Here is a 19,528-nt window from a genome sequence, read left to right as displayed (position 1 = left end):
GGGCCTAGGACAGGCTGGATTGAGCTGGACGGTAGCAGTCGAGACTCAGGGCGCCCAGGGGAATTCCAGCAAAATAGACACTTCCGCGATCGGCATGTCGCCGAAGCGGTGATAACTTCCAAATCCCATTTTGTTGCGATTGATGCGCGTCTCCCGCCTGCTGCTGGTGACGCTTCGGGATGTTCCCGCCGAAGCGGAGATCACCTCGCATCAGTTACTTCTCAGGGCCGGGTATATCCGTCGCGTGGGATCAGGGATCTACGCCTACCTCCCCTTGATGTGGAGGGTGCTGCAAAAGATCACCGCCGTGGTGCGCGAGGAGATGAATTGCGCCGGCGCCCAGGAAACCCTGCTGCCGCAGCTGCACCCTGCTGAGCTCTGGCAGAAGAGCGGGCGTTGGCAGGGCTACACCGCTGGCGAGGGCATCATGTTTCACCTCGAAGACCGCCAGGGCAGAGAACTGGGTCTCGGTCCGACCCATGAAGAGGTGATCACCAGCCTGACAGGGGAGCTGCTGAGGTCATACCGGCAGCTCCCGGTGAACCTCTATCAAATCCAGACCAAATTTCGCGACGAGATCCGTCCCCGCTTTGGACTGATGCGAGGCCGCGAATTCATCATGAAGGACGCGTACTCCTTCCATGCCAGCGAAGCGGATCTTCGCGAGACCTATGGCGTGATGGATCAGGCCTACCGCCGCATCTTTGAACGTTGTGGTCTGGATGCCGTCCCTGTCGATGCCGATAGCGGAGCGATCGGCGGTGCCGCCTCCCAGGAATTCATGGTGACGGCGGATGCCGGGGAAGACCTGATCCTGATCAGCGATGACGGCCAATACGCCGCCAACCAAGAGAAGGCTGTTTCGATCCCATCCACCGCATCTCCTCTTCCCGACGGCCCGGAGGAATCGATTCCAACCCCTGGCTTGGGCAGCATCGAAAGCCTCTGCGACGCCAAAGGCTGGGATCCGAGCCAGGTGGTGAAGGTGCTGCTGTTGGTGGCGACCCTGGACGATGAGACCCTCCAACCGCTGTTGGTGAGCCTCCGTGGTGACCAGGAGCTCAATCCCACCAAGGTCGTTAACGCGGTCAGCCGAACCCTCAACAAGGGTGTTCTCGATTGCCGCCCGATCACACCAGAGGACAACAACCGTCAGCAGATTGGTCCGCTCCCCTTTGGATCGATCGGGCCCGACCTCTCCGATGACGTTCTGAAGGGAGCCAAGACCTGGGAGCCAACATTTCTGCGCCTGGCGGATGAAACCGCGAGCGAACTCGGCAGCTTCATCTGTGGTGCCAACACGCCCGATCTGCACCGTTTCAACACCAGCTGGACCGCCATCGGTCAGAAGCCAACCAGCCTGGATCTGCGTAACGCACGAGCCGGCGACGTCTGCCAACACAACCCGGAATCACGCCTGACGGAAAAAAGAGGCATTGAAGTCGGCCACATTTTTCAGTTGGGCCGAAAATATTCTGAGGCCATGGAGAGCCGTTTCACCAACGAGAACGGCAAGACCGAACCGTTCTGGATGGGTTGCTACGGCATCGGCGTTTCGCGATTGGCGCAGGCTGCCGTCGAGCAGCATCACGATGACAGCGGCATCTGCTGGCCGACGGCCATCGCCCCGTTTGAAGCCATCGTGGTTGTTGCCAACATCCAGGACGAGACCCAGGCCCAGCTGGGGGAAGCGCTGTACTCGGAGCTTCTGAACGCTGGGGTGGATGTGCTGATCGACGACCGCAAAGAACGCGCCGGCGTCAAGTTCAAAGACGCGGATCTGATCGGCATCCCTTGGCGGATCGTGGTGGGACGCGACGCCAGCGAAGGCACCGTTGAACTGGTGTGCCGCAGCAGCCGCGAGGTGCAAAAGCTTCCCCATGCTGAGGCTGTGACCTGCCTGATCAAGGCACTCCACCCCTAAAGTCCAATGACACTGAAGGGTTTCATGCTCTCCGCACTGACACGCCTGCTTCGCCCCCTCAGCCGGGCCGCCGTAGCCCTCGGCCTCGGGTTATGCCTCCTTCTGACGGCCTGCAGTGGGGACGCTGAAGCTCGTCTGAGCGGCGACTACGTGGAGGACACCGTGGCGGTCTCCCGCACTCTGCTGACGGTGATCGACCTGCCTCAGGACGATCCCACCCACGCCGAAGCTGAGGCCGACGCCCGGGCCCTGATCAACGACTACATGTCCCGTTATCGGCCCCAGCCCCGTGTGAACGGACTCAGCTCCTTCACCACGATGCAGACCGCGCTGAATTCGCTGGCTGGTCATTACGCCTCCTACGCCAATCGCCCCCTGCCGGAAGCGCTGCATGACCGCATCGCCAAGGAACTCAACAAGGCTGAGAAATCAGTGGTCCGGGGCAGCTGAGCCCCCCGAAACCAGCTCGGTTTTGACGAGGCCACCCGAGATCTGAGATACTCGCGGATTGTGCAGATCTGCGGCTTCGGGCCGCCGTGTTCTTGGCCAACGTTGTCGTCATCGGAGCGCAGTGGGGTGACGAGGGAAAAGGAAAGATCACCGATCTCCTGAGCCGCTCCGCCGATGTGGTGGTTCGCTATCAGGGTGGTGTGAATGCAGGCCACACGATCGTTGTTGACGATCGTGTGCTCAAGCTGCACCTGATTCCTTCTGGAATCCTCTATCCCGACACGATCTGTCTGATCGGATCCGGCACGGTGGTGGATCCCAAGGTGATGCTCGGTGAGCTGGACATGCTCATCGCCAACGACATTGATATTTCAGGGCTTCGCCTGGCATCCACAGCCCACGTGACGATGCCCTACCACCGCCTGCTCGACCAGGCCATGGAGAAGCAGCGGGGAGCACGACGGATCGGAACCACAGGCCGTGGAATCGGCCCCACCTACGCCGACAAGTCGCAGCGCAGTGGCATCCGTGTGATCGACCTGCTGGACGAACAGCGGCTGAGGGATCGCCTTGAAGGCCCACTGCAAGAGAAGAATGAACTTCTTCAGACCATTTACGGCGTTGAACCCCTGAACGCCGAAGACGTCATCCAGGAATATCTGGGATACGGCAAGCGCCTCGCTCCCCACGTGGTGGAGTGCACCCAGACGATTCATCAGGCAGCGCGAGATCGCAAGAACATCCTGTTCGAAGGTGCCCAGGGCACGCTGCTGGACCTGGACCACGGCACCTACCCCTACGTCACATCCTCCAACCCCGTTTCCGGCGGGGCCTGCATCGGTGCAGGCGTGGGCCCAACCCTGATTGACCGCGTCATCGGCGTTGCCAAGGCCTACACCACCCGCGTGGGTGAAGGCCCCTTCCCCACTGAGCTGAGCGGAAGCTTGAATGACCAGCTCACGGAGCGGGGTGGCGAATTCGGTACTACCACGGGCCGCCAGAGGCGCTGTGGCTGGTTTGACGGCGTGATCGGTCGCTACGCCGTGCAGGTCAATGGCTTGGACTGTCTGGCCGTGACCAAGCTGGATGTGCTGGACGAACTGGACGAAATTCAGGTCTGCGTGGCCTATGAACTCAACGGCGAGCGAATCGAGCACTTCCCCAGCAGCGCCGATGACTTCGCCCAGTGCAAACCCATCTTCGAAACACTGCCTGGCTGGCAGTGCTCCACCGAGGAATGCCGCAGCCTTGAGGATCTCCCCAAGCCAGCCATGGATTACCTGCGCTTCCTCGCTGATCTGATGGAAGTGCCGATCGCCATTGTCTCCCTGGGGGCCAGCCGTGATCAGACCATCGTTGTCGAAGATCCGATCCATGGCCCCAAACGAGCCCTGTTGAGCGCCTGAGCCGCTGACGTTCATACTTCGGGGCTGCTTTCCACGCCCCGATGTCATCAGAGACCCGTTTCCCCAGCGACTGCAGTCTCGATGTCGTTGGCATCGGCAACGCCATCGTTGACGTTCTGGTGCAGACGGACGACGGTTTCATCGCTGAACACGGCCTCCAGAAAGGGGGCATGGCGCTGATCGATGAACAACAGGCCGAAGCTCTCTACAAGGCCAGTGGAACGGGCCTCGAGACCTCCGGTGGATCGGTCGCCAACACGATGGTGGGCATCGCGCAGCTCGGCGGACGCGCTGGTTTCATCGGCCGCGTCCGGGATGACCAGCTCGGCAGCATTTTCAGCCATGACATCAGGGCCGTTGGGGCACGCTTTGAGACCCCAGCAGCCACCAGTGGAGCCACAACGGCGCGCTGCCTGATTTACGTCACGCCCGATGCCGAGCGCACCATGTGCACCTTCCTGGGGGCGTCCACCCAACTGGAGCCCGAGGATCTCGACCTCTCCATGGTCAAACAGGCCAAGGTGCTTTACCTGGAGGGCTACCTCTGGGACAGTCCAGCCGCCAAACGGGCCTTCATCGCCGCAGCCGAAGCCTGCCGTAAAGCAGGCGGGAAGGTGGCTCTTTCTCTTTCAGACGGCTTCTGTGTGGATCGGCACAGAGCGAGTTTTCTCGAGCTGGTGAATGGCCACGTCGATGTGCTGTTCGCCAATGACATTGAAATTCAGTCGCTCTACGAGACCGACGATTTCGACCAGGCCCTCGAGCGGGTGCGCGGCTGCTGCTCAGTGATTGCGATCACCTGTGGTGCCCAGGGGTCCGTAGTGCTGAGTGGAGACCAGCGCTGGGATATCGGCATCTTCGGCCTGGGAGATCTGGTGGACACCACGGGAGCAGGCGACCTCTATGCCGGGGGATTTCTGCATGGCTTCACCCATGGCGAGTCACTGGAGCGCTGTGGTGAGCTCGGAGCCCTCTGCGCCGGCCAGATTGTGACCCAACTGGGGGCTCGCTCCCAGGTCTCCCTCAAGCAGCTGGCGGAGACGCATCTGAACTGAGCTCAGCGATGGCCCAGGCCCCATAGGCCGGTGATGCCGTCACCGGCCAGCACAACCACTCGGGGGTGTCGTAGCTGTGCAGCTCGGAGACGGCCAAGCGCAGCGCGTCCACATGCTGAGCTGAGGTCTTCATCAGCAGTTGGACCTCATGGGACGCCTGCAGCGAGCCCTCCCAGCGATAGAACGACTGAACGGGGTGGATGGACACACAGGCCACGAGATGGCGCTCCAGCAAGGCCTCTGCCAGCTGTTTGGCGCGCTCAGCGTTCGCTTCCGTGGTGAGGGCCAGCACGAACCCACTCGCTTCAATCACGCTCAAGCCGATCCATCAGGCTGCTGACATCCTCGACGCATTCCATCCCGTCGGGGGGGGAGGGACGCCGCAACAGCAGCAATCTCAGCCCCAGATCTTTGGTGAGTTGATGCCAGAGCTGTTCCGTCACACCACCGGACTGGCGGCAGAGCACCACGCCAATGCCCCAGCGACGGCAAAGAGACCGCTCGATCGCCCCCGGCACCTCCCCTTGCAGAGGGCGCACCACGGCCAGGTGATCCGGGGGCAGACCTGCCCGCAAGGCGGCGCGCAATCCATCGGGGGATGGAAGCGCACGGCCATAGGGGATGGCTCCAGCGCGGCACACAGCAGCAGTCAAGGCCGGAAGATGACGGCCTCCAATGGCCAGCAGCAGGCGTTGGCCCTGCAGCGGTTGGGCCGCCAATGCATCGGCATTAGCCAGGAGAGAGGCCGCTCCCAGCGGTTCAAGGCGACGCTCATAACGCAGCAGCGGTTGGCCGAGATCTGCACAGGCCGTGACCAGGTCATGGCTGATTCGAGCCGCAAAGGGATGCGTGGCATCCACCACCCAACGGAAAGGGCCGGCCTGATGCAGAGCTGCCTTGATCCCACCAACGCCCTGCAGAGCACCAATTGAGATGCGCTCCACCGGCAATCCCGCGTAGGCCTTCGCTGCAGTTGCCGTCACCACACTCACGCTCACACGCCAATGGCGGCGGGAGAGCTCCTTCAACAAGCGCGGCCCATCACCGGTTCCAGCCAGCAGCAGGACACGACGCTGGTCATTCGCGGGGCCTTGCATCAGGATGTGCGCCGACACCAGCTCAAGCCATGAACCATTGCGTGCTCGAAGTGGAGGTGATCGACGCACCGACGGTTCGATACACCCAGGACAACCAGACTCCCATTGCGGAGATGGCCGTGCGCTTTGACCCCCTTCGGGAGGGTGATCCGCCAGGTGAATTGAAAGTGGTGGGCTGGGGCAACCTGGCCCAGGAACTGCAGAACCGTGTGCAGACCGGGCAGCGGCTGCTGATCGAAGGCCGGCTGCGGATGAACACCATGCCCCGGGGCGATGGCATGAAGGAAAAACGGGCTGAATTCACCCTGGCTCGGCTTCATCCGATCGGCGCGGCAGCCACGGGTGCAGCTCCTTCCGGCAACCCCTCAGCCCCGGCCCCCAGCCGCCAGGCCCCCGCTGCTGCACCGACCAAGGTGGCAAAAGAGCCCGAACCGGCCAGCTGGAATGCGGCGCCCCTGGTGCCCGACACCGACGACATCCCCTTCTGAATCAGAGGACAATCACGGGTCGTTGCCGCTTAACGGCCCGCTTCGTCCTGCAGCTCTGAAGCTCGGGTGATCAGTTGCCCGAGCTCCCGTTCAAGGGCGGCAAGATCCAGCCGCAGCTCGGGCCAGCGGCCCCCATCGATCTGCTGCAGCAACCAGCTGCGATCACGGTCGAGCTGCTGGAGCAGATCATCGATCCCGGTCGACGATGGATCTGGCATCTGGCTCGGGGTAGTGGATCTCCATCCTGATGGCCTAGAGGTCAAAATGACGATCAAGCCAAGGCCTTCATGAAGGATTTCTTCTCCCCCGGCAGCCTCGTCACCATCGCCGGAGGCGTGCTGACCGTGGTTGGTGCCACCGCTTACGCCACCGGAAGCGCCAACCTCAGCCTGCCCACGATTTTCTACGGAATCCCGATCTTGTTGGGGGGGCTGGCCCTGAAATCGTCGGAGCTGCCACCCGCCATCCGGGTGACACCGGTGAAGACGTTTCAAAAGGAACGCGAAGCTGCAGCCCCAGAACTGGGCAAATTGCTCGGCGATGTGACGCGCTGGCGCTACGGCCAGAAGGCCCACCTGGAGTCGTCGCTGGAAGCACTCAAACTCTGGGATGAAGACACCCCACCGCAGTTGGAAGAGATCGAAGAGCTGCATTCCGACAGCGGCTATGGCCTACGGATGCGTTTCCTGCTGGGAGCCGTTCCCCTCGAACGCTGGCAAGAGCGGCAGGAGCGGCTGGGGCGTTTCTTCGCCAAGGGGATGCGAGCGGAACTCAAGGAACTGGATGAACAACGGCTGGACGTTGTTCTGCTGCCAGCGGGTGAGGCCTAAGCCATGGCCCAATCCACCCAGAACAACGATGACGCCCTCAGGGTGTCGGTGCTCAGCGAAGCCCTCCCCTACATCCAGCACTTCGCCGGTCGGCGCATCGTGATCAAGTACGGCGGGGCCGCCATGGCCCATGCCGAGCTGCGGGCGGCTGTCTTTCGCGACCTGGCTCTGCTGGCCTGCGTCGGCGTCCAACCTGTGGTGGTGCATGGGGGCGGGCCCGAAATCAACCAGTGGCTTCAACGTCTGGAAATCCCCGCCGAATTCCGCGACGGATTGCGCGTCACTGACGCCGACACCATGGACGTGGTGGAGATGGTGCTGGTGGGCCGCGTCAACAAGCAGATCGTGAATGGCCTCAATCAGCTCGGCACCCGTGCGGTTGGTTTGAGCGGAAGTGACGGAAGTCTTGTGGAGGCACGCCCCTGGGGGAATGGCAGCCATGGGCTGGTGGGGGATGTTGCCCGCGTCAATCCCGATGTGCTCGAACCGCTGCTGGAGAAGGGTTATGTGCCCGTCATTTCCAGCGTTGCCGCAACCCCCGATGACGGGCGAGCCCACAACATCAATGCCGACACGGTGGCGGGAGAGCTGGCGGCGGCCCTAGAAGCCGAAAAACTGATCCTGCTGACCGACACCCCCGGCATCCTTGAAGATCGCGATGACCCCGACTCGCTGATCCGCAAACTGCGCCTCTCAGAGGCGCGACAGCTGATCGAGGACGGCGTGGTCGCAGGGGGCATGACGCCCAAAACGGAATGTTGCATCCGCGCCCTGGCCCAGGGCGTGTCAGCCGCCCACATCATTGATGGCCGGGTTCCCCATGCCCTCCTGCTCGAAGTCTTCACCGACGCCGGCATCGGCACCATGGTGGTGGGACGCGGCTAGGGGTGAGCGAGCAGGACGCAGCACTGGACCTCTCTGAAGCGGAGGCAGCCCTGGAGCGCGGGGACTACGGCCAGGGCCTGGAGCTGCTTCTGCCCCTGGCGGAGCAACACCCGCTCAACAGCCCGGAGGGGCCGGGCCTTCGGCTCCTGATGATCACCGCCTGGATGGGCCAGGGGCAGGACGAGAAAGCCATCGCCACCTGCAGGCTGCTGAGTCGCTGCCGCGATCCCAAGTTGCGCCAGCAGGCCAAACAACTGCTCGGGGTTCTTGAAGCCCCAAGCCTGGATCGTCCGGAACGCTGGTCGATGCGCATGCCGCAACTGGAGCTGAATGGCTCCGGCAGCGGGCAGACCTCCACCATGCGGCGGCGGCGGTCGCGGCGTCCCGAACCCCCGCCCCCGCCACCACCACCGACGGGGCCGACGCGTTCACCGGCGGCGGGTTTCGCCGTGCTGGTGATGGCGGTTCTGCTGGGGATCACGCTGTTGCTGAGTGGTTGCGTCCGAATCGAGGCTGATCTCGACCTTCGCGGCCCGGATCGACTGGCCCTCACCTGGGACGTGCGGAGCACCCAGCAACGCCCGCTGCCCTGGCAGGAGCAATTCGAGAGAGACCTGCAACGGGAAGTGCCCGGGCTGAAGATCGAACAAACAGGCCCAGGACGCCAACAGATCAGCAGCCGTGTTGCCTCGTCGCACGAGCTGGCGCAACAGATGGCGGCCGTGGTTGCCGTGGCTGGTCGCGCGGCTGGAGTCTCAGTCCCGCCACCGACGCTCAAGCTCGAAGAACGCAACTGGCTGCTGGGGGTGCAGCAGCACGTGCAGCTGATGGTGGACCTCAGCGATCTGCCCGAGATCCCCGGGCTCGACGTTCATCTGAGCCTGAACCACGGGCAGGTGGAGCGCACGGCTGTTACCGGCACCACCACCGAAGTCAGCTGGCAGGGCTGGCGCTGGAATCCGCTTGGCCTGGGGGGAGTGGTGATCCTGATGCTGCTGATCAGCAGCATGGTGCTGCAGGTGGTGCGTCGGAAGCTGGGCTTTGGCTTCCCTGAACTGCCCTCCTGATCAAAGCTGCTGCGGGTCGGGATCCACAGTGAGCGCCACACCCTTGGGCAAGCCATCCCAGAGGGCCTGTCCCGGAGGCAGCGGAAGCGGGGAGCCCGCCGGACCGTGCAGCAACAGCTGCCATCGGCTTCGGCCAGCAACCCGGGCCACAGGTGCCGGAGCAGGACCCAACAACCACCAATTCTGGAGCTGACAAATCGGCCGGATCCGCTCCGCCAGCACCGCTGCCGCCGTTGCTGTTTTGCTGGGGGAATCTCCAGACAGGCGGAGCAAACAGGCACGACTGAAGGGCACCAGACCCGCCTCCTTGCGGAGGGCCACCTCCTGGGAGAGGAACGCTTCATAGCGACCATCCACCAGGTGTCGAATCACCGGGTGCTCTGGGGTGTAGGTCTGCACCAACACCTGCCCCGGTCGCTCACCTCGCCCGGCACGGCCCGCCAACTGCAACAGCAACTGCAGGGCCTGCTCTCCTGCGCGGAGATCGGGGCGGTGCAGAAGCCCATCCGCCGCGAGCACCGCCGCCAGGGTGACCCGCGGCAGATCCATGCCCTTGGCCAGCATCTGCGTACCGATCAAGACGTCGGCTTCTCCAGCAGCGAAACGGTCCAACAGGCGTCGATGGCCATCCCGCCCCCCGGTGGAATCGCGGTCAAAGCGGAGCAAACGAAGGCCTTCGAGCTCCTGAGAGAGCAGTTCCAACACCTTCTGCGTCCCGGCCCCAAACGGCTTGAAGGCCGTGGAACCACAGTGACTGCAACGGTTCTCCAGCTCTTCACGATGGTCACACCAGTGGCAACGCAGCCACTGACGCCCGGCCTTGCTGCGGTGAACGGTGAGCGCCACATCGCAGTGGGGGCACATCACCACCTCGCCGCAACTGCGACAGCTCAAAAAGGGGCTATATCCCCGACGAGGCACCAAAACCACGGCCTGTTCGCCCTGCTCCGGCAGCGCCGCAAGACGATCCATCAAGGCGCGACTGACCAGACGCTTGTGTCCTTCGGCCAACTCATGGCGCATGTCGATCACATGCACAGGCGGTAGGGACTGCCGGGAAATCCGCTGGGTCAGGCGCACCAATGTCAAGGCACCATCCGAGCCCGATTGAATCCAGCTCTCGAGCGACGGCGTGGCGCTGCCCAGCACAAGCCGTGCCTGTTGCATCACAACCCGGTCCAAAGCCAGGTCCCGGGCGTGATAGCAAGGCATGGGTGCGTCTTGCTTGTAAGAGCTGTCGTGCTCCTCATCCAGAACGACCAGCCCCAGCGGCTTCAACGGCACGAACACCGCGGAGCGGGTTCCCACCACCACCAACGGCTGTTCGGCAGCAAGACAGCGGCGCCAGGTTCGAACCCGTTCGGCGTCACCACAACCGCTGTGGTACTCCACAACGCGCGAGCCGAAGCGTTTGCGGCAACGGTCAACGAGTTGGGGAATCAATCCGATCTCGGGGGTGAGCAGCAGCACGTGCCGGCCCCGCTCCAGCTCCTGGGCAGCCAGCTGGAGGTACACCTCGGTCTTGCCGGAGCCGGTGATTCCCCAGAGCAGCAGCCCTCTCCCCGGAGACAGCTGTTGGTAGGCCTTCACCACGTCCTGCTGCTCAGCCGTCAAGGCCTGGGGAAGCTCCTGGGGGCCAGAACCAGCTGAGGAGCCCTTGTCCTCACAACGACGCTGCTCACGCACCAGGTAGCCCTGCTGGATCAGCGGCGGCAGCAATTGCGCCCCAAACCCACTGGCCACCAGGTCCCGTTGCCAAGCACCATCGCCCTGGCACTCCAACCAAGCCAGAAGCTCCCGCTGGCGAGGGGTGGGTGGGTTCGCTGCATCAGGGGGGACCCGGGCCTGAATCCACCACATCTGACGCCCGCCGGCCAGGGAACGCTGGCCGGCCTGACCAATCCAGCCCGACGGCAAAGCCGCCTTCAAGGTGCGGAAGACACTGAGATGGCAACGGTCCGCCACCCGCTCAAGCCAGCTGTACCAATCCGAATCGACAGCAGCTCGCTGCAGGAGCGATTCCACCGGTTGCAGCTCCTGAGGATCCTGCTCAGCCCACTCCCGCTCCGCCACCACCAATCCATGCATGGCTCGACCCCGGAGGCGCACCCGCACCAGATCTCCCGGCATCAATCCCATGCTGGGATCTGCGGCGTAACTGAAGGAGCGTCCTTCCCGCCCAGCCTCCAGCCAGACCTCAACGCATCGCCGCGAATGCGACAGGACCTTGCAAACTTCGGAAGACTTCATTAACGTGGACAGGTTGGACAGTTTCTGCCAACCCTGCGCTCGATCCAGAGGGAAGACACAGAGTCTGAAGTCAAGGTCTTGTTCCTTGCCACTTTGACCGGTCTGAGACCACCCCGGACAGCACAGACACAATCAGTCCAAGCGTTTCGTCGACTCGCGGACACCACCATCAGCCCATGAACTCCGTCTCAGCGTCAGCTGTGTCGTTCTCTTTCGTTTGAACGGAAGTTCCAGGTTCCGGCCATTGCCGTTGGTGCGCTGTTGCCGCTGTTGCATCTCCCCTCTATCCGACTTCGACTAACACCATGACCCCTGCTGCCACCAAAGCTGCCAAGCCGGACATCGTTCTTCTGGCCAATGCTGACGGCAAGGTGAAGGAAGTCGACAAGAGTTCCGACAAAGAGGCCAAGAAAACCCCTGCACGCCGACGAACCAGCAAGGCGAGCGCCAAGGACCTGAGCGCCGCAGCCGACGAACTGCTCGCCGCTGCAGATCAAGCCAAGGCCTCGGGAACCACCAAAAAGGCTGCAGCGAAAACCACCAAGGCCAAAACCACAACGAAAAAGGCCACCACAACCAAGAAGGCAGCCACCGCCAAGAAGACCACGACTAAATCTTCAACAGCCAAGGCAGCGGCAGCGAAGCCAACCGCCGAGGAGAAAGCCAAAACCGCAGCTGCTGAGAAGGAAGCCAAGGCCAAAGCCCTGGCCAGCATCAAGATCGGCCCCAAAGGCGTCTACACCGAAGACTCCATCCGGGTTTATCTCCAGGAAATTGGTCGGATCCGCCTGCTGCGTCCCGACGAAGAGATCGAACTGGCCCGCAAAATTGCCGATCTTCTCTATCTCGAGGAACTGGCCGCTCAATTTGAAAGCGACAACGGCCGGGAACCCGACAACAAAGAGTGGGCGGCCTTGGTGGAAATGCCGCTCATCCGCTTCCGCCGGCGCTTGATGCTGGGCCGACGGGCCAAGGAAAAGATGGTGCAATCCAACTTGCGCCTGGTGGTCTCGATTGCCAAGAAGTACATGAATCGGGGCCTGAGCTTCCAAGACCTGATTCAGGAAGGAAGCCTTGGCCTGATTCGTGCAGCCGAGAAGTTCGACCACGAAAAGGGCTACAAGTTCTCCACCTATGCCACCTGGTGGATTCGCCAGGCCATCACACGCGCCATCGCCGATCAGAGCCGCACCATCCGCCTGCCGGTGCACCTCTACGAAACGATCTCCAGGATCAAGAAGACCACCAAGGTTCTCTCCCAGGAATTCGGCCGCAAGCCAACGGAAGAGGAAATCGCGGAATCGATGGAAATGACCATCGAAAAACTGCGCTTCATCGCCAAGAGCGCCCAGCTGCCGATCTCCCTGGAGACCCCCATCGGCAAGGAAGAGGATTCCCGCCTGGGTGATTTCATCGAAGCCGACATCGAGAATCCCGAGCAGGACGTTGCCAAGAACCTGCTTCGTGAAGACCTGGAAGGTGTGTTGGCCACCCTCAGCCCCCGCGAGCGCGATGTGCTGCGCCTGCGCTATGGCCTGGACGACGGGCGGATGAAGACCCTCGAGGAAATTGGTCAGATTTTTGATGTGACCCGTGAACGGATCCGTCAGATCGTAGCCAAGGCCCTGCGCAAATTGCGCCACCCCAACCGCAATGGGGTACTCAAGGAATACATCAAGTAAGCCCGCATTACCCCCGTGATCAAACGGTCACGGGAGTAATACATAAGTACATTCCCCCTAGCTGAATGGAGCAGAGGGCTCCTATAAGAGTGCTTGAGGGAATTGAGACGCCCTCCTCACACGGAAGAGATCAAACCCCAGTCCATGACTGGGGGTTTTCCTTTAATAAATAGAAAGAGACCGTGCGAAAGGTTCACGGGTTTGCATCGAAGGTCTCCATGAATTCCTGAAAAGCACGCTTCAGGCGCTCCACCGGAGTTTCCTCCAAAGGACACTCCTGGCGAGTTTCGAGTGCATAGGCCTGGAGCAGGCGAGCATCCGGTTCAAGCACGGAAGCAACCGCCCCCTTGAACAGCACCAGATTGTGCTGCGACGTCAGCCCCTCCAGGTAAGGCTGAAGCAGCCAACTGGGCTGAGCATCGTGTGAGGCATCTGCGGCTGAACGCACCAGACGGGGCCGCAGCAGTTGATACGCGTGATCTCCATCGCGATCGGTGGTGTGGCGCAGCCGCGCCATCAGCACATCGCCACTGCACAACAGGATCAGACGGATGGAACCCTCAGCCACCAAGGGGAGCATGGCCTCCTGCTCTTGCGAGTCGGGGGCAACAGAGCCAATTGCTCCGGCCTGACGAACGCCATTGACGACGGGTCCGGGCATGACTGTGCTGCAACGCCCGCAAATGTTAAGCGTTCTTCATAAAGAGATCTTCCCTTTCGAAGCTTCACAAACTCGTGAAGGCGAACCAAAGAATCCAAGGCCAAAAGCGTAGGCTGGGCGGCTGATTCGCCCTTTCCATGGCCCTCACCGAACTGCGCATCGCCTCACGACGCAGCCAGCTGGCCATGGTGCAAACCAACTGGGTGAAAGCGGAACTGGAGAAGGCCCATCCCGGCCTGAAGATCACGGTGGAAGCCATGGCCACCCAGGGCGACAAGATCCTGGACGTCGCCCTGGCCAAAATCGGCGACAAAGGCCTGTTCACCAAGGAACTGGAAGCCCAGATGCTGGTGGACCGTGCGGACATCGCCGTCCATTCCCTGAAAGACCTGCCCACCAACCTTCCTGAGGGGCTGATGCTCGGCTGCATCACCGAACGAGAAGACCCGGCCGATGCCCTGGTGGTGAACACCAAGAACCAGGTTTACAAACTCGACACCCTTCCCGAAGGCTCTGTGGTGGGCACGAGTTCCCTGCGCCGCCTGGCTCAACTGCGTCACCACTACCCCCACCTGATCTTCAAGGACGTCCGGGGGAACGTGATCACCCGCCTGGAAAAATTGGACAGCGGCGATTACGACTGTCTGATCCTGGCTGCGGCAGGCCTGGGCCGGCTTGGCTTCGGCGATCGGATCCACCAGCTGATCCCCGGCGACATCTCTCTGCACGCCGTTGGTCAGGGCGCCCTGGGGATTGAATGCGTGGAGGGCAAGCCCGAAGTGCTTGAGGCGATCAAAGTGCTGGAGCACACCCCCACATCCCAGCGCTGCCTGGCCGAACGCGCTTTCCTGCGGGAACTGGAAGGTGGCTGCCAGGTGCCCATCGGCGTGAACACCCGCTTCGAAGGTGATCAACTGATCCTCACCGGGATGGTGGCCAGCCTTGATGGCAAACGCCTGATCCGCGACCAGGCCAGTGGCGCAGCAAGCGACCCCGAAGCCATCGGCATCGCTCTAGCCAACACCCTCAAAGGTCAGGGTGCTGGCGAGATCCTCAAAGAGATCTTCGACACCGTCCGCCCGGAAGCCTGATCAACTGCGAATTTCCAGACGCGTTCCCACGTCCACAGCATCAAACAGCTGCCGGATGTGGCTGTTGAGCATGCGCACGCAGCCCAGGCTGACGGCAGCGCGAATCTGAACCCAGTGCGGCCACGCCGTTCCATGGATCCCAAACTCGCCTCGGCCATTGCGGTGAAAAGCCATGTAGCGATCACCAATCGGGCTGCTGGGTCCGCGAAGCTCCCGCCGCTGACCCGACTTATGGGTCACATAGATCGGATTGACCTTCTTGTTGAGGATGGCGAATTCCCCTTTTGGAGTGGGGGTTTTGGGATCTCCGATCGCCACAGGCCAGGCCCCAAGCTGCTGCTCGCCCCGCATGAGGGTGATCTGTCGCTTGCTGAGGTCAAGCACGATGCGCGACGCATGAGCGGGTTGCCGCAATGCCAGCTCAACAGGTTCAGCAGCAAGGCATGGAGCAACAGACCCAGCCAACAGGCCAGCCAACAGCGCCGGCATCAATGACCACTTCATGAGACGCACAAGACCCACTGGTCTCAACGTATTCATTGCTGCGAGAAAAACAGCAGCAGCATTCTTGGAGCTGAACTCTTCAGAATCTCTTTGGTCTCATAGTCGAGATCAAAGAGCCGACTTCGTCCTCCTTCAGCTCTGTTATCTCACGAGAGGTGTCCATCCCAATCAAAGGATCTTCGATGCTGCTGAGCCGGACGCTGAGCCATGAAAAAGGCGGGGGAGTGTCCCCCGCCTGATCAGCAGTCGATCGCCGACGCGTTCAGTCGACCAACTTGGGATCAATCTCAGCCATGTAGCGAGCCTCGCAGCTCTTGATGATCTCAACGGCCTTTTCAGTGCCGAAGAAACCGTTCACCGAGCAGGTGCCAGGCTTCTTCAGATCCTTGTAGTGCTCCCAGTAGTAGGTGGTCTCTTTCTTCCAGTGCTCACCGAGATCTTCCCAGCTCTTGATGTGATCCATGCGCTTGTCGTCGGCAAGCACAGCGATCACCTTGTCGTCGACTTCACCACCATCGTCGAAGGTCATCACGCCGATGATGCGGGCTTCCACAATCGAACCGGGAATCAGGGGCTCGGTGACACCAACGATTTCGATGTCGAGGGGATCGCCATCTTCATCCCAGGTGCGGGGAATGCATCCGTAGGCGAAGGGATAAGCCAGCGAGGAGTAACCAACGCGGTCCAGCTTGAGATGGCCGGTTTCGGTGATCAGCTCGTACTTGTTGATCGTGTTGGAGTTGAGCTCCACGATCGTGTTGAGACGAAGTTCAGCTTCATCAGCGAAGGCCGGCAGCACGTGCAGCAGGTTGGGCATGCTGCGGCTGGGTGCCTGATCGAGGTTGGCCATAAACGGCGATGGACAGCGCGGCGCATCCTACGGGCCGCCTCAGCCCGTCAAGTTGCACGCGGCTAGGAGGCCGGTTGAAGCCGATCAAGCTTGTTCTCCAGATAGTCGAGGAAGGCGTCGGTGCTCAGGGGCCGACCGGTGACCCTTTCCACCAGTTGATCGGCATTCACACTGCGTCCGAGCGGGTGAACGTGCTCACGCAGCCAAGCCAGCAAGGGCGTGACATCGCCGCGCTCCACATGCTCCTCCGGAGACCCGATGGCCTCCGCCATCGCTTCGCTCAACTGTGCACTGATCAAGTGCCCCAACAGATACGAGGGGAAATAGCCAAACAGGCCTTCACTCCAGTGCACATCTTGAAGGCATCCCTCGGCATCGTTCATCGGCCGCACCCCCAGGAGTTCCTGATAGCGCCGGTTCCATTCGTCTGGGAGATCGTTCACCGCCAAACCCTGCTCCAGCAGAGCAATCTCGAGATCCGTGCGGATCAGGATGTGCAAGCCATAGCTGAGTTCATCAGCCTCCACCCGGTTCAAACCAGGCGCCATCGGATTCATCGCCTGCCACATATCCTGGGTTCCGCTGAAGGGAGCCCCCACCTGCGCAAAACGCTTCCACCACTGCTCTGCGAACGGACGGCTCCGGGCAACACGGTTCTCCCAGAACAGCGACTGACTTTCATGCACCGCCATCGAGGTGGCCTGTCCCAGAGGCCAGGCGAACCATTGGTGGCTCTGGTCCGGCAACCCCTGTTCATAGAGGGAATGGCCCCATTCATGGGCCGTAGCCAGGAAGCACGACAAGGGCTGGCCAGGCACCACACGCGTGGTGATGCGGTAATCCGCCGGTCCCAACGTGATCGAGAAGGGGTGAGGCGAACGTGCCATGCAGGTGATGGCGGGATTGCGGCCCCAGGCACCGAGCAGCTCATCACAGAGATTTTGCTGGCTGGACTCCTCGAGATCCCAGTCCGCTGATCGTGGGCGTGGCCGGGTGGATGCCTGAGCAACCAATTGCGGCAACCGTTGTCGCAGCGGAGCAAACAAGGCCTCGAGACGCTCCAGACGCAGATCCGGTTCGAAGGGTTGCGCCAGGGTCTCCCAACAGGAGCGCGGCTCATCCAGCTGTTTGGCCTGCTCCTGACGCAAATCAATCAGGGTCTGAAGCGCCGGTGCGAAGAGGCTGAAATCAGAGGCCGATCTAGCCTGCTGCCACCGGTTGTAACCCTCGGCCTTGGCCTTGGCCAAGGCGGCGACGAGGGCTGGATCGAGGGACTGCTGCCGCTGCAGGTCCTGTTCCAGCAGATCCAGATTGCGGCCCTGCTCAGGGCATCGCTCAGCGGAATTCCAATGCTGACGCGCTGCGGCCAGCAGTTCCGCATAGGCAGCAGAGCTCTGACGAGCATGAAGCTGGGTCGCCAGCAGCGTGAGCTGCTCACCTCGCCAGGACGCCCCGGCAGAAGGCATGCGGGTGTTCTGGTCCCAATACAGGGTGCTCTGAATCGAGCCGAGCAGCTGCGTCTCTCTCAGATGGGCGCCCAGCTGCCCCCAAGCCGTTGCGGCAGAAGCCATCTCGCCCCCCATTCCCATCATCCTAACGACACCTGGAGTGGCATCGAAGCAGCGATGCAGGCCATGGTGAAGCGGTTCAGACGTTCTGGACCCATGCGCCGATTGATGCTGCAGCTGGCCCTGGGTATCGCCCTGCCCATGGCTCTCTGGCCGCTCAAGCTGATCTACCGACAACCGCAGACCGTTCGATAGGAACGGGTCAGTTCAGCTCACAGCGGCCTTGGCACAGGGTCTCAAGGTCGGCGCGCCCGGTGATCTGAAGCCGCCGGGCGGCCCAAATCCCATAGACCCAATCGACCACGCTGCCGATCAAAGGCCAGCGGGTCGGTGCGTAAAGCCACCCCAGACCAATCAGGCGATACGCCTCACGGAAGACGGCCACATCCCGCAGCACCTCCCCGGAGCCTGTGATGGCATGAATGCGGCCCATGGCCACCCGGTAACTGATGCCGGCATGGGCCGCTGCGTCGTAATCAGAGGCGTCAATGTCGACAAAAGCCAGCCGGGCCTGACGGTCACGCTGCTGCAGAAAGCGAACTTCGCGCACACACAACGGACAACCTCCGTCAAACAGCAGGGTCAAATCGGGGGCAGATGGGCTGGCCATGGACTCAGACGGTGCTGCAGCACGCAAAGTAAGGAAAGAACGCTGGAGAGCGGTGGGCGTGCAGCAGATCCTGCATCAGATGACAGTGGCAACCCCGGGACGAGGATTCACCCGACTGGACGGGCGGATGAACACTTGGATCCGCAGCACGGGTCTGGACCAGGGCGTTCTGCATCTCACCTGCCTGCACACCAGCGCCAGCCTCACCATCAACGAGAACGCCGATCCACGGGTGCTGCAGGACCTGGATGCATGGATGGCCGATGCCGTCCCAGAACACCGCCGTTATCTCCATGACGACGAAGGAGCTGATGACATGCCGGCCCACATCCGAACTGCGCTCACCAGCCAAACCCTGAACCTGAGCGTCAGCAGGGGGCAACTGCTGCTGGGCACCTGGCAAGCCGTTTACCTCTGGGAGCACCGCAGCGCTGCTCACACCAGAACGATCGCCTGCCACCTATTCGGTGAATCCTCCAGCCGCCCCACACCGCAAAGCACCACGCAGAACACTTCAGCCACGCCGCAAACCCTGTTGAGCCTGCGCAATGGCGAACGGATCAATCAAGCCATTCAGGCCCGACACAACCCCAACGCCTGGGAAACCGACGACGGCATCGATACCGACACCGATCTGATGATTGATCGATTGCATGACCTGAGCGACTGATAACCGGCTCCAGCCACGATGGAGAGGTGATTCAGGGCTTCCATGCCAGTTGAACCTCTCGATGCCGCCCAGAAGTCGGCACTCAGCACAACCCTGCCCAATTGGGTTGTGAACGGAGACAGGCTGCACCGCGATCTGCAGTTCAACAGCTTCGTGGAGGCCTTTGGATTCATGGCACAGGTGGCCTTGCTGGCCGAATCCAAAAATCACCATCCGAACTGGAGCAACGTCTACAACCGCGTTTCAATCGACCTGACCACCCATGATCTCGGCGGCCTCAGCAGCCTGGATGTGGAGCTGGCCAGCGCCATTGACGCTCTGCTGCCAGCATGAGTCGAGTGGGTCCTTGCGCATGACCACCGCACCAGCCAGTCCCGGCGTCCCGGTCACCATTCTCAGCGGCTTCCTCGGAGCGGGAAAAACCACGCTGCTGAATCACA

22 protein-coding genes are annotated in these 19,528 nt (G+C 61.8%); 13 read left to right on the top strand and 9 right to left on the bottom strand.

The genetic code is table 11. The annotated features are described in order from the left end of the window. Window positions 1–142: 142 nt before the first annotated feature. From DXY04_RS08340 to DXY04_RS08325, 4 genes are all read left to right on the top strand, one after another. Window positions 143–1,924, top strand: coding sequence for a proline--tRNA ligase (locus tag DXY04_RS08340; protein WP_115161719.1), 1,782 nt, complete (start codon window positions 143–145; stop codon window positions 1,922–1,924). A gap of 24 nt (window positions 1,925–1,948) precedes the next feature. Beyond that, a complete protein-coding gene (gene psb27, locus DXY04_RS08335; protein ID WP_011363694.1) occupies window positions 1,949–2,374 on the top strand; it encodes a photosystem II protein Psb27 in 426 nt (141 codons plus the stop codon). A gap of 86 nt (window positions 2,375–2,460) precedes the next feature. Continuing rightward, on the top strand, window positions 2,461–3,780 hold the full coding sequence (locus DXY04_RS08330; RefSeq protein ID WP_170950485.1) for an adenylosuccinate synthase: 1,320 nt from the start codon (window positions 2,461–2,463) through the stop codon (window positions 3,778–3,780). Window positions 3,781–3,821: 41 nt separating this feature from the next. Then, a complete protein-coding gene (locus DXY04_RS08325) occupies window positions 3,822–4,835 on the top strand; it encodes an adenosine kinase (RefSeq protein WP_115161718.1) in 1,014 nt (337 codons plus the stop codon). Here the strand turns inward: DXY04_RS08325 and cutA are convergent. Together cutA and DXY04_RS08315 are read right to left on the bottom strand one after the other, a co-directional pair. Beyond that, window positions 4,804–5,148 (bottom strand): divalent-cation tolerance protein CutA, encoded by a 345-nt coding sequence (gene cutA, locus DXY04_RS08320; protein WP_115161717.1) that lies wholly within the window; start codon window positions 5,146–5,148, stop codon window positions 4,804–4,806. The genes DXY04_RS08325 and cutA overlap by 32 nt on opposite strands. Beyond that, on the bottom strand, window positions 5,141–5,932 hold the full coding sequence (locus tag DXY04_RS08315) for a precorrin-6A/cobalt-precorrin-6A reductase (protein ID WP_115162189.1): 792 nt from the start codon (window positions 5,930–5,932) through the stop codon (window positions 5,141–5,143). Before DXY04_RS08315 ends, cutA begins: the two co-directional genes overlap by 8 nt. 29 nt (window positions 5,933–5,961) lie before the next feature. Between DXY04_RS08315 and DXY04_RS08310 the strand changes: the two genes are divergently transcribed. Further along, window positions 5,962–6,420: a single-stranded DNA-binding protein gene (locus DXY04_RS08310; protein WP_025362150.1), complete on the top strand. Its 459-nt coding sequence runs from the start codon at window positions 5,962–5,964 to the stop codon at window positions 6,418–6,420. A 29-nt stretch (window positions 6,421–6,449) separates the two neighbouring features. Here DXY04_RS08310 and DXY04_RS08305 read toward each other — a convergent pair whose 3' ends face one another. Next, window positions 6,450–6,638, bottom strand: coding sequence for a hypothetical protein (locus tag DXY04_RS08305; protein WP_115132126.1), 189 nt, complete (start codon window positions 6,636–6,638; stop codon window positions 6,450–6,452). 69 nt (window positions 6,639–6,707) lie between these two features. Here DXY04_RS08305 and DXY04_RS08300 point away from each other — a divergent pair, with 69 nt between their 5' ends. Genes DXY04_RS08300 through DXY04_RS08290 form a run of 3 tightly spaced genes read left to right on the top strand, consistent with a single transcriptional unit; the run spans window position 6,708 to window position 9,202 of the window. Beyond that, a complete protein-coding gene (locus DXY04_RS08300; protein ID WP_115132127.1) occupies window positions 6,708–7,250 on the top strand; it encodes a DUF2854 domain-containing protein in 543 nt (180 codons plus the stop codon). A 3-nt stretch (window positions 7,251–7,253) separates the two neighbouring features. After that, on the top strand, window positions 7,254–8,135 hold the full coding sequence (gene argB, locus DXY04_RS08295; protein WP_115161716.1) for an acetylglutamate kinase: 882 nt from the start codon (window positions 7,254–7,256) through the stop codon (window positions 8,133–8,135). Window positions 8,136–8,137: 2 nt separating this feature from the next. Then, entirely contained in the window at window positions 8,138–9,202 is a 1,065-nt protein-coding gene (locus DXY04_RS08290) for a DUF3153 domain-containing protein (RefSeq protein WP_115161715.1), read from the top strand. Here DXY04_RS08290 and priA read toward each other — a convergent pair whose 3' ends face one another. Then, window positions 9,203–11,452, bottom strand: coding sequence for a primosomal protein N' (priA, locus tag DXY04_RS08285; RefSeq protein WP_115161714.1), 2,250 nt, complete (start codon window positions 11,450–11,452; stop codon window positions 9,203–9,205). A gap of 305 nt (window positions 11,453–11,757) precedes the next feature. Between priA and rpoD the strand changes: the two genes are divergently transcribed. Continuing rightward, entirely contained in the window at window positions 11,758–13,134 is a 1,377-nt protein-coding gene (rpoD, locus tag DXY04_RS08280) for an RNA polymerase sigma factor RpoD (protein WP_115161713.1), read from the top strand. 193 nt (window positions 13,135–13,327) lie between these two features. Here rpoD and DXY04_RS08275 read toward each other — a convergent pair whose 3' ends face one another. Then, window positions 13,328–13,795, bottom strand: a complete 468-nt coding sequence (locus DXY04_RS08275; RefSeq protein ID WP_115161712.1) for a hypothetical protein — start codon at window positions 13,793–13,795, stop codon at window positions 13,328–13,330. A gap of 137 nt (window positions 13,796–13,932) precedes the next feature. On the opposite strand from DXY04_RS08275, the gene hemC reads away from it, so the two are divergent. Next, on the top strand, window positions 13,933–14,886 hold the full coding sequence (gene hemC / locus DXY04_RS08270) for a hydroxymethylbilane synthase (protein WP_115161711.1): 954 nt from the start codon (window positions 13,933–13,935) through the stop codon (window positions 14,884–14,886). On the opposite strand, the gene DXY04_RS08265 is transcribed toward hemC, so the two are convergent. The 4 genes from DXY04_RS08265 to DXY04_RS08250 form a co-directional block, all read right to left on the bottom strand. Next, window positions 14,887–15,390 carry a L,D-transpeptidase gene (locus DXY04_RS08265; RefSeq protein ID WP_244278629.1) on the bottom strand — a complete coding sequence of 168 codons (504 nt, stop codon included), beginning with the start codon at window positions 15,388–15,390 and terminating at the stop codon, window positions 14,887–14,889. Window positions 15,391–15,652: 262 nt separating this feature from the next. After that, a complete protein-coding gene (locus tag DXY04_RS08260; protein ID WP_114987983.1) occupies window positions 15,653–16,240 on the bottom strand; it encodes an inorganic diphosphatase in 588 nt (195 codons plus the stop codon). A 62-nt stretch (window positions 16,241–16,302) separates the two neighbouring features. After that, complete coding sequence (locus DXY04_RS08255) at window positions 16,303–17,811, bottom strand: carboxypeptidase M32 (RefSeq protein WP_115162188.1); 1,509 nt, start codon at window positions 17,809–17,811, stop codon at window positions 16,303–16,305. A 199-nt stretch (window positions 17,812–18,010) separates the two neighbouring features. After that, window positions 18,011–18,418: a thiol-disulfide oxidoreductase DCC family protein gene (locus DXY04_RS08250; protein WP_114987985.1), complete on the bottom strand. Its 408-nt coding sequence runs from the start codon at window positions 18,416–18,418 to the stop codon at window positions 18,011–18,013. 52 nt (window positions 18,419–18,470) lie between these two features. Here DXY04_RS08250 and DXY04_RS08245 point away from each other — a divergent pair, with 52 nt between their 5' ends. The 3 genes from DXY04_RS08245 to DXY04_RS12650 form a co-directional block, all read left to right on the top strand. After that, complete coding sequence (locus tag DXY04_RS08245; RefSeq protein WP_115161709.1) at window positions 18,471–19,088, top strand: secondary thiamine-phosphate synthase enzyme YjbQ; 618 nt, start codon at window positions 18,471–18,473, stop codon at window positions 19,086–19,088. Window positions 19,089–19,130: 42 nt separating this feature from the next. Next, a complete protein-coding gene (locus DXY04_RS08240) occupies window positions 19,131–19,421 on the top strand; it encodes a 4a-hydroxytetrahydrobiopterin dehydratase (RefSeq protein ID WP_115161708.1) in 291 nt (96 codons plus the stop codon). A gap of 19 nt (window positions 19,422–19,440) precedes the next feature. Beyond that, window positions 19,441–19,528, top strand: an 88-nt coding sequence (locus DXY04_RS12650) for a GTP-binding protein (protein ID WP_136975398.1), incomplete at its 3' end; no start/stop codon positions are given.

Source organism: Synechococcus sp. UW86 (assembly GCF_900474085.1).
Classification (GTDB): Bacteria; Cyanobacteriota; Cyanobacteriia; order PCC-6307; family Cyanobiaceae; genus Parasynechococcus.
This window is presented reverse-complemented; position numbering and strand designations above follow the sequence as displayed.

Coding starts and splice junctions, on each gene's coding strand:
- DXY04_RS08340 (WP_115161719.1), top strand. CDS start 143: ATGCGCGTCTCCCGCCTGCTGCTGGTGACGCTTCGGGATGTTCCCGCC.
- psb27 (WP_011363694.1), top strand. CDS start 1,949: ATGCTCTCCGCACTGACACGCCTGCTTCGCCCCCTCAGCCGGGCCGCC.
- DXY04_RS08325 (WP_115161718.1), top strand. CDS start 3,822: ATGTCATCAGAGACCCGTTTCCCCAGCGACTGCAGTCTCGATGTCGTT.
- DXY04_RS08315 (WP_115162189.1), bottom strand. CDS start 5,932: ATGCAAGGCCCCGCGAATGACCAGCGTCGTGTCCTGCTGCTGGCTGGA.
- DXY04_RS08310 (WP_025362150.1), top strand. CDS start 5,962: ATGAACCATTGCGTGCTCGAAGTGGAGGTGATCGACGCACCGACGGTT.
- DXY04_RS08305 (WP_115132126.1), bottom strand. CDS start 6,638: ATGCCAGATCCATCGTCGACCGGGATCGATGATCTGCTCCAGCAGCTC.
- DXY04_RS08300 (WP_115132127.1), top strand. CDS start 6,708: ATGAAGGATTTCTTCTCCCCCGGCAGCCTCGTCACCATCGCCGGAGGC.
- argB (WP_115161716.1), top strand. CDS start 7,254: ATGGCCCAATCCACCCAGAACAACGATGACGCCCTCAGGGTGTCGGTG.
- priA (WP_115161714.1), bottom strand. CDS start 11,452: ATGAAGTCTTCCGAAGTTTGCAAGGTCCTGTCGCATTCGCGGCGATGC.
- rpoD (WP_115161713.1), top strand. CDS start 11,758: ATGACCCCTGCTGCCACCAAAGCTGCCAAGCCGGACATCGTTCTTCTG.
- DXY04_RS08275 (WP_115161712.1), bottom strand. CDS start 13,795: ATGCCCGGACCCGTCGTCAATGGCGTTCGTCAGGCCGGAGCAATTGGC.
- hemC (WP_115161711.1), top strand. CDS start 13,933: ATGGCCCTCACCGAACTGCGCATCGCCTCACGACGCAGCCAGCTGGCC.
- DXY04_RS08265 (WP_244278629.1), bottom strand. CDS start 15,390: ATGAAGTGGTCATTGATGCCGGCGCTGTTGGCTGGCCTGTTGGCTGGG.
- DXY04_RS08260 (WP_114987983.1), bottom strand. CDS start 16,240: ATGGCCAACCTCGATCAGGCACCCAGCCGCAGCATGCCCAACCTGCTG.
- DXY04_RS08255 (WP_115162188.1), bottom strand. CDS start 17,811: ATGGCTTCTGCCGCAACGGCTTGGGGGCAGCTGGGCGCCCATCTGAGA.
- DXY04_RS08250 (WP_114987985.1), bottom strand. CDS start 18,418: ATGGCCAGCCCATCTGCCCCCGATTTGACCCTGCTGTTTGACGGAGGT.
- DXY04_RS08240 (WP_115161708.1), top strand. CDS start 19,131: ATGCCAGTTGAACCTCTCGATGCCGCCCAGAAGTCGGCACTCAGCACA.